We start from the raw sequence: 5,768 nt of genomic DNA, 5'->3' as shown, positions 1-5,768 counted from the left end.
CCCGCGTGGGATGGGTCAGCGCGTAAGTGACGGCGATGCCCGCGCCGAGCGAGTGGGCGACCAGGGAAGCCTGGCGGAGGCCGAGCGCGTCGAGGAAGCCGTGCAGCGCGAGGGCGAAGTACGCGAGGCGGTAGTGCGCGCGGGGTTTCGCCGACGTCCCGAACCCGGGCAGGTCGAGGGCGTAGACCGTCGCCTGGCGCGTCAGCGGCGCCATGTTGTGCCGCCACGATTCGGCGAACCCGCCGAGTCCGTGCAGGAGCACGACGGCGGGGCCGCGTCCCTCGACGACGTAATGGAGCCTGAGCCCGTCGACCTCGCCGCCCCGGAGCCGGATCTCTGGCATGAGGCTACGATTCTAGCAGACCGTCTCGCCGAGCCGACGGCTCAGGGGCTGCCGGAACGGGAAGAGGCTGAAGACGCCGCCCGTGTGGACGAAGCAGACGCGGGCGCCGAGGGCGCGCGGCTCGCGACGGAGCCGGTCGAGCAGTCCGGCGAACGCCTTCGCGGTGTAGACGGGATCGAGGACGATGCCCTCCGTGCGGGCCACGCGCACCACCGTGTCGAGCGCCTCGGCGCGCACCTCCGCGCGGCCGACGCCCTGGTGGCCGTCGAGCAGGCGGATCTCGCCGGGCGGCTCGACGGCGAGCCCATAGCGGCGCCGCGCCTCGCCGATGACGCGCGTGACGTACTCGCGCAGGCGCGCGGCCTCCCACGCGATCGGCACGCTCACGATCTCCGCGCGGAGGCCGTAGAGCTGCTTGGCCATGAGCAGGCCCGCCTGGCTCCCGCCGCTGAACGCGGTGATCACGACGGTGTCGAAGTCCGGCGCGCCGTGCCGGATCTGCTGGGCGAGCTCCTCGCCGCACGCAACGTAGCCGAGCGCGCCCGTGACCGTCGCGCCGCTCTCGGGGATGACGTACGGCGTGCCCCCGCGCTTCCGCACGCGCGCCGCGAGCTCCTCGAGCACCTCGTCGATGCGGCTCCATTCGGCGTCCGTGCAGTAGCGCACCTCGGCGCCGAGCAGGCGGCCGAGGAGCAGGTTGCCGTCGAGCTCCGCGGGCGGCGCGCCCCTGAGCGCGAGGATCGCCTTGAGGCCGAGGCGCGCGGCGACCGCGGCGACCGTGCGGCAGCAGTTGGACTGGAGCGTGCCGCACGTGATGAGCGTGTCGGCGCGCTGGGCGAAGGCCTCGCCGACGAGGAACTCGAGCTTCCGGATCTTGTTGCCGGTCTCGAGGAGGCCCGTGAGGTCGTCGCGCTTCACCCAGAGCTCCACGCCGAGCTCCGCGGACAGGCGCTCGAGCTTGAGCAGCGGCGTGGGTGCCATGGCGAGCTCGACTCGCGGGATCGGCGGGGCGCCCGTCACCATGACCTCACTATCTCAGGCGAACAGGTCGCCAGGCAAGGACCCGGGCGGCCGCCCGGCCTCGGGGGCCGGCTGGCCCAGGAGTCGGCGCATCATCAGCGCGTTCCGCACGGGGTAGTCGCGGTTGTTGTTGTTGAACGAGATGAAGATCTCCTCGGCCTCCTCGCCGATCCGGGCCACCTCGGGGACGAGCGCCGCGAGCTCCGCCTCGTCGTAGAGGTAGTCATACTTCTCCCGCACCGCGGGCTCCTCGCCCCGGAGCTGGGCGAGCCAGCCGGCGGCGTTGCGGCCGTGGAGGCGGAACACGGCCGTCGGCGCCGTCGCCGTCGTCACGCGCGGCACCGCGTTGCCGGTGGCCGGCGCGTCCACGATCACGTGGGCCAGGCCCGCGGCCCGCAGGGCGCCGAGCGTCTCGGCGGCGTGGTCGGGATACCACGAGCGGTGGCGGAACTCGACCGCGAGCCGCCAGCCCGGCAGGCGCCCCGGCAGCGCCGCCAGGTCGTCGAGCCGCGCGGCGTCGAAGTGAACCCACGGCGCCAACTGGAAGAGGACGTAGCCGAGCTTGCCCGCGCGCGCGATGGGCTCGACCGCCCGGGCGAAGAGCGCGAGCGTCGCGGCGCGCGCCTCGGCCGGGACGCTCGACGCGTCGAGCTCCCCCCGCCGCGTGAGCCGGGGGCGCGGCGGCAGGAGCGCCTGCACCTCCGCGGGCAGGCTCTCCCGCCGCGGGTGGTGGCCGGTCAGCAGCGCGTAGGCCTTCACGTGGAAGAGGAAGCCCGGCGGGGTGCGCTCGACCCAGCGCGCCGTCGTCCGAACGTCGGGGATCGCATAGTAGGAGCTGTTGACCTCGACGCAGTCGAAGACGCCCGCGTAGAAGCGCAGGCGCGCCTCGGCCGTCATGGATTTCTTCGGATAGAACCCGAGGCTCTCGATCAGCGCCGGGTCGGCCCACGCGCAGATCCCGACGCGGACGCGGTCGCGGAGGCTAGACGATCTTCTCGTAGACGCCCGGCGGGATGAGGCGGTAGACGCGGATCGGCTGCGACACGTTCTTGAACGTCCGCTCGCCCAGGCTCTCGAGGACGAAGTGGGCGCGGATCCGCTCGGCCGTCGTCGGGCCCACGATGATCTCGCCGCCCTGGGCCGAGCCCGCGAAGCGCGCGGCCACGTTGGTGGTCGGGCCCGTCGCGGTGAAGGTCCAGCGCTGGGCCGCGCCGAGCCCGAGCTTGGTGGCCCCGACGAGCGCCTCGCCCGTGTTGATCCCCATGTGGAGCTGGACGGACGGGAAGACGCCGCCGTGCTCCTCGTTCAGGCTCTGCGTCTGCTGGTGGATCCCGAACGCGGCGCGGGTGGCGTTGACCGCGTGGTCCGTGCCGCCGCGGTCGGACTGGAAGATCACCATCAGGCCGTCGCCGGCGGTCTCGTTCACGTCGCCGTGCTGGCCCTGGATGATCTCGAGGAAGCTCGAGAAATAGGTCTGCACGAGCCGGTTGAGCTTCTTCGCGTCGAGCTGCTCGGAGAGCTTCGTGTAGCCCGCGATGTCGAGGAAGAGCACCGACACCTCGACGGTCTTCTTCTCGAGCTCGGTCGCGTTCGGGTTCTGCTCGAGGAGACGCTTCACCGCCTCCGGGACGAATTTCGACAGCTCGCCCTTGAGCTGCTCGAGGAGCTCGAGCCGCTGGCGCGACTCCTGGAGGTTCCGCAGCGCGCTCTCGAGCTCCGCGTTCTTTGCCGCGAGGTCCTGGTGGGCCTGGGCGAGGCGCGCGGTCATCTCGTTGAACGCGACGCCCAGCTCGCCGATCTCGTCGCGCGCGCTCTCGGACGCCCGCGCGCCGAAGTCGCCCTCGCCGACCCGGCGCGCGGTCGTCGCGAGCGCTTCGATCGGCCGGATGATGACGAAGCGCATCGCGACCGTCAGCACCACCGCGGCGGAGATGATCGTGAGGACGCCGATCAGGATCTGGCGGTTCCGGTGCCGGCGCACCTCGGCGAACACGGGCTCCATCGAGGACGCCACGCGGACGACCGCGCGCACCGTGTGGTCGCTCCCGTGGCAGTCCTGGCAGGCCTCGCGGTTGCGGATCGGGTAGTGGAGGGTGAAGAACGAGGCGCCGTTCTCGACCTCGACGGTCTCCTGGGTCCGGAGCGTCTCGAGCGCCCGCGCGAACAGCGGCCCGCTCATCGGGGCGCCCGGGGCCCGCTGCATCCGCGCCAGGTTCTCCATCACCTCCTTGGAGAGGTTGCCCGTCTTCGCCACCTGGTTGGCCGTCACGAGGTCGGTGAACGCCTCGACGCCGTTCCGCCGGTACACGGTGAACCCCTCGACCGGCGAGGAGGCCTTGAGCTCCTGGAGCATCGAGCGCGTGACGTCGGGGCGGCCCTGGAGCATCGCGCCCTCGATGGAGGCCACGAGCGTGGCGGTGAGCCGGCGCGCGGCGACCTTGTTCTGCTCGACGAGGGCGGCGGACTCGCGTTGGATGGTGACGATCGTGGAGGCGCCAAACCCGATGATGAGGACCGCCACGATCAGCAGTCCGATCTTGATCGCCAGCCGGGACCGGAACATCGCGCGGAGGGTCAGCGCTTCGCGGCCTTCGCGATCGCCTGCGCGAGCTCATCCGCTTCGTACGGATCGAGCCGCCGCAGGCGCTCGAGCACGGCCCTCGCCTCGGCGAGGCGCCCGAGCTCCACGTAGGCCTCGCCGAGGTACTCGAGCGCCTGCGGGTAGTTCGGGCGCAGGCGCAGCGCCTCGCGGTAGGCGCTCACTGACTCGTCGAAGCGGCGCTGCTTCCGCAGCGCGTAGCCGAGACCGTTCCACGCCTCCGCGAACGCGGGCCGGAGCCGGGTCGCGGCGTGGTAGGCGGCCGTGGCGCCCACCCAGTCGTTCCGGCGCGCCAGCGCCTGGCCCTCGTTGAAGCGCGCCTCCGCGGTCGGCTCGAGAGATTTCACCGCGGGGACGGTGGCCGGAACTTCCACGTCGGTGTCGGGAGCGGCGGCGGCGTGCACGGGAAGGAAGAGCAGGACGAGCACGGCCGCGACACGCATGGCCGATCCTACCACGAAGGCCGCGCCCGACCCGTTAGGGGCGGATCGCGCAGTCGGTCGCGAACATGGCGACGCCGTGGAGCGTCGGAGTCCCCCTCTTTCCGGAAGCGGGCGCATAACTCCGCGCCAGATCAGGCGCGACGCCCGCGAGGTGTCAGCCAGGTGACACCGCCCGTGGTGGAGATACCCGTCAGGGCAACATCGGGTTGCGTAACACGTCGCGTCGCGTGTTATACTCTCGCCACTTCATCCATTCCTTCCTCCGATCGCGGTAGGCAGAAAAATTCCGACGGTGAACAGAAGGAGGAATATACGTATGAGCAGACTCAGCAAAGCGCTCGCGATCCTCACGGTGATCGTGGCGGCCGGCGTGAGCGGGAGCTTTCTCACGCGCCAGGTCATCGCCGTCGCGGGCGAGGCCGACGCCGAGCGGCTCAACCGCGCGATCCTCTCGTACATCGCCGAAAAGAATCCCCGCGCGCCCATCAAGGCGTTCCAGGCGTTCCCGGAGATCCTTGTCGCCGAGGCGCGGCGCGCGAACGTGGATCACTGCTTGATCCTCGCGCAGGCCGAGGTCGAGTCGGAATTCAGGCACGACGCGGTCGGACGCGCCGGCGAGGTCGGACTCTTCCAGATGCTGCCGTCCACCGCGGCCCTCTTCGAGCCGAGCCTCGGCAAGTTCAAGCGCCCCGCGCTCAGGGACCAGCGCGATCTTGGCGACCTCGCCAATCCAGCCGTCAGCACGCGCTTCGCGATGGCGTACCTGCGCGACATCCTCGCTCGCAAGCCGAACATCAAGGACGCGCTGCTCGAGTACAACGGCGGGCCGACCAGCCGCCATCTGCGCTACTACCGGATGGTGATGGGCACGTACGTCGAGCTGCTCGAGCGGCCGGAGCTCCGCTGCCTCTACCAGCCGGCGCAGAAGCGGCCGGCGGTCCTGGCGTTCCTCACGCGCGCATGAACACGAAGCGCCCGCGCGCGGTCGCGAGGACCTCCGCGGTGGCGAGGTCCTCGACCCGGCCCTCGACATCCGCGTAGCGTCCCCGGTCGGCGACGAGCTGCGCCCGGCCGAGGAGCGGGGTCTCGAACGGCACCGGCTTCACGTAGCGCACGGTCAGCTCGCCCGTCACGGCGAGGCGACCCGTGCCGCGGACGACCGCACCCGCCAGCACCTCGTCGAGGTAGGCCGCCACGATCCCGCCGTGCGTCGCGCCGGGCGGGCCCTCGTAGCGGCGGTCGATCAGGATGGGCGAGACGACGCCGCCTTCCACCTTGAAGCAGCGCACGCGCAGGCCGCTCGGATGCGCCGGACCGCAGCCGAAGCAGCGCGTGTAAACCTCGTCGGGGCGCCCCTCGAGGC

7 protein-coding genes are annotated in these 5,768 nt (G+C 71.5%); 1 reads left to right on the top strand and 6 read right to left on the bottom strand.

What is annotated here, in order from left to right; all coding sequences use genetic code 11:
- From VKG64_11850 to VKG64_11830, 5 genes are all read right to left on the bottom strand, one after another.
- Positions 1-343: alpha/beta fold hydrolase (locus VKG64_11850; protein ID HKB25734.1), on the bottom strand; the 343-nt coding region annotated here is incomplete at its 3' end.
- A gap of 12 nt (positions 344-355) precedes the next feature.
- Entirely contained in the window at positions 356-1,366 is a 1,011-nt protein-coding gene (locus VKG64_11845) for a D-cysteine desulfhydrase family protein (GenBank protein ID HKB25733.1), read from the bottom strand.
- Positions 1,367-1,378: 12 nt separating this feature from the next.
- Entirely contained in the window at positions 1,379-2,293 is a 915-nt protein-coding gene (locus tag VKG64_11840; GenBank protein HKB25732.1) for a DUF72 domain-containing protein, read from the bottom strand.
- Positions 2,294-2,345: 52 nt separating this feature from the next.
- Complete coding sequence (locus VKG64_11835) at positions 2,346-3,926, bottom strand: adenylate/guanylate cyclase domain-containing protein (GenBank protein ID HKB25731.1); 1,581 nt, start codon at positions 3,924-3,926, stop codon at positions 2,346-2,348.
- A gap of 11 nt (positions 3,927-3,937) precedes the next feature.
- The gene (locus tag VKG64_11830; GenBank protein ID HKB25730.1) at positions 3,938-4,405 is read right to left on the bottom strand and encodes a tetratricopeptide repeat protein; all 468 of its coding nucleotides are present in this window, start codon (positions 4,403-4,405) and stop codon (positions 3,938-3,940) included.
- A gap of 316 nt (positions 4,406-4,721) precedes the next feature.
- Here VKG64_11830 and VKG64_11825 point away from each other — a divergent pair, with 316 nt between their 5' ends.
- The gene (locus tag VKG64_11825; protein HKB25729.1) at positions 4,722-5,369 is read left to right on the top strand and encodes a transglycosylase SLT domain-containing protein; all 648 of its coding nucleotides are present in this window, start codon (positions 4,722-4,724) and stop codon (positions 5,367-5,369) included.
- On the opposite strand, the gene VKG64_11820 is transcribed toward VKG64_11825, so the two are convergent.
- The coding region (locus tag VKG64_11820) for a PaaI family thioesterase (GenBank protein HKB25728.1) at positions 5,356-5,768 on the bottom strand (413 nt) is incomplete at its 5' end. The genes VKG64_11825 and VKG64_11820 overlap by 14 nt on opposite strands.

Source organism: Candidatus Methylomirabilota bacterium, assembly GCA_035260325.1.
Lineage (GTDB): Bacteria > Methylomirabilota > Methylomirabilia > Rokubacteriales > CSP1-6 > AR19.
The sequence above is the reverse complement of the archived record's forward strand: the minus strand, read 5'-3'. Positions and strand labels throughout refer to the sequence as shown.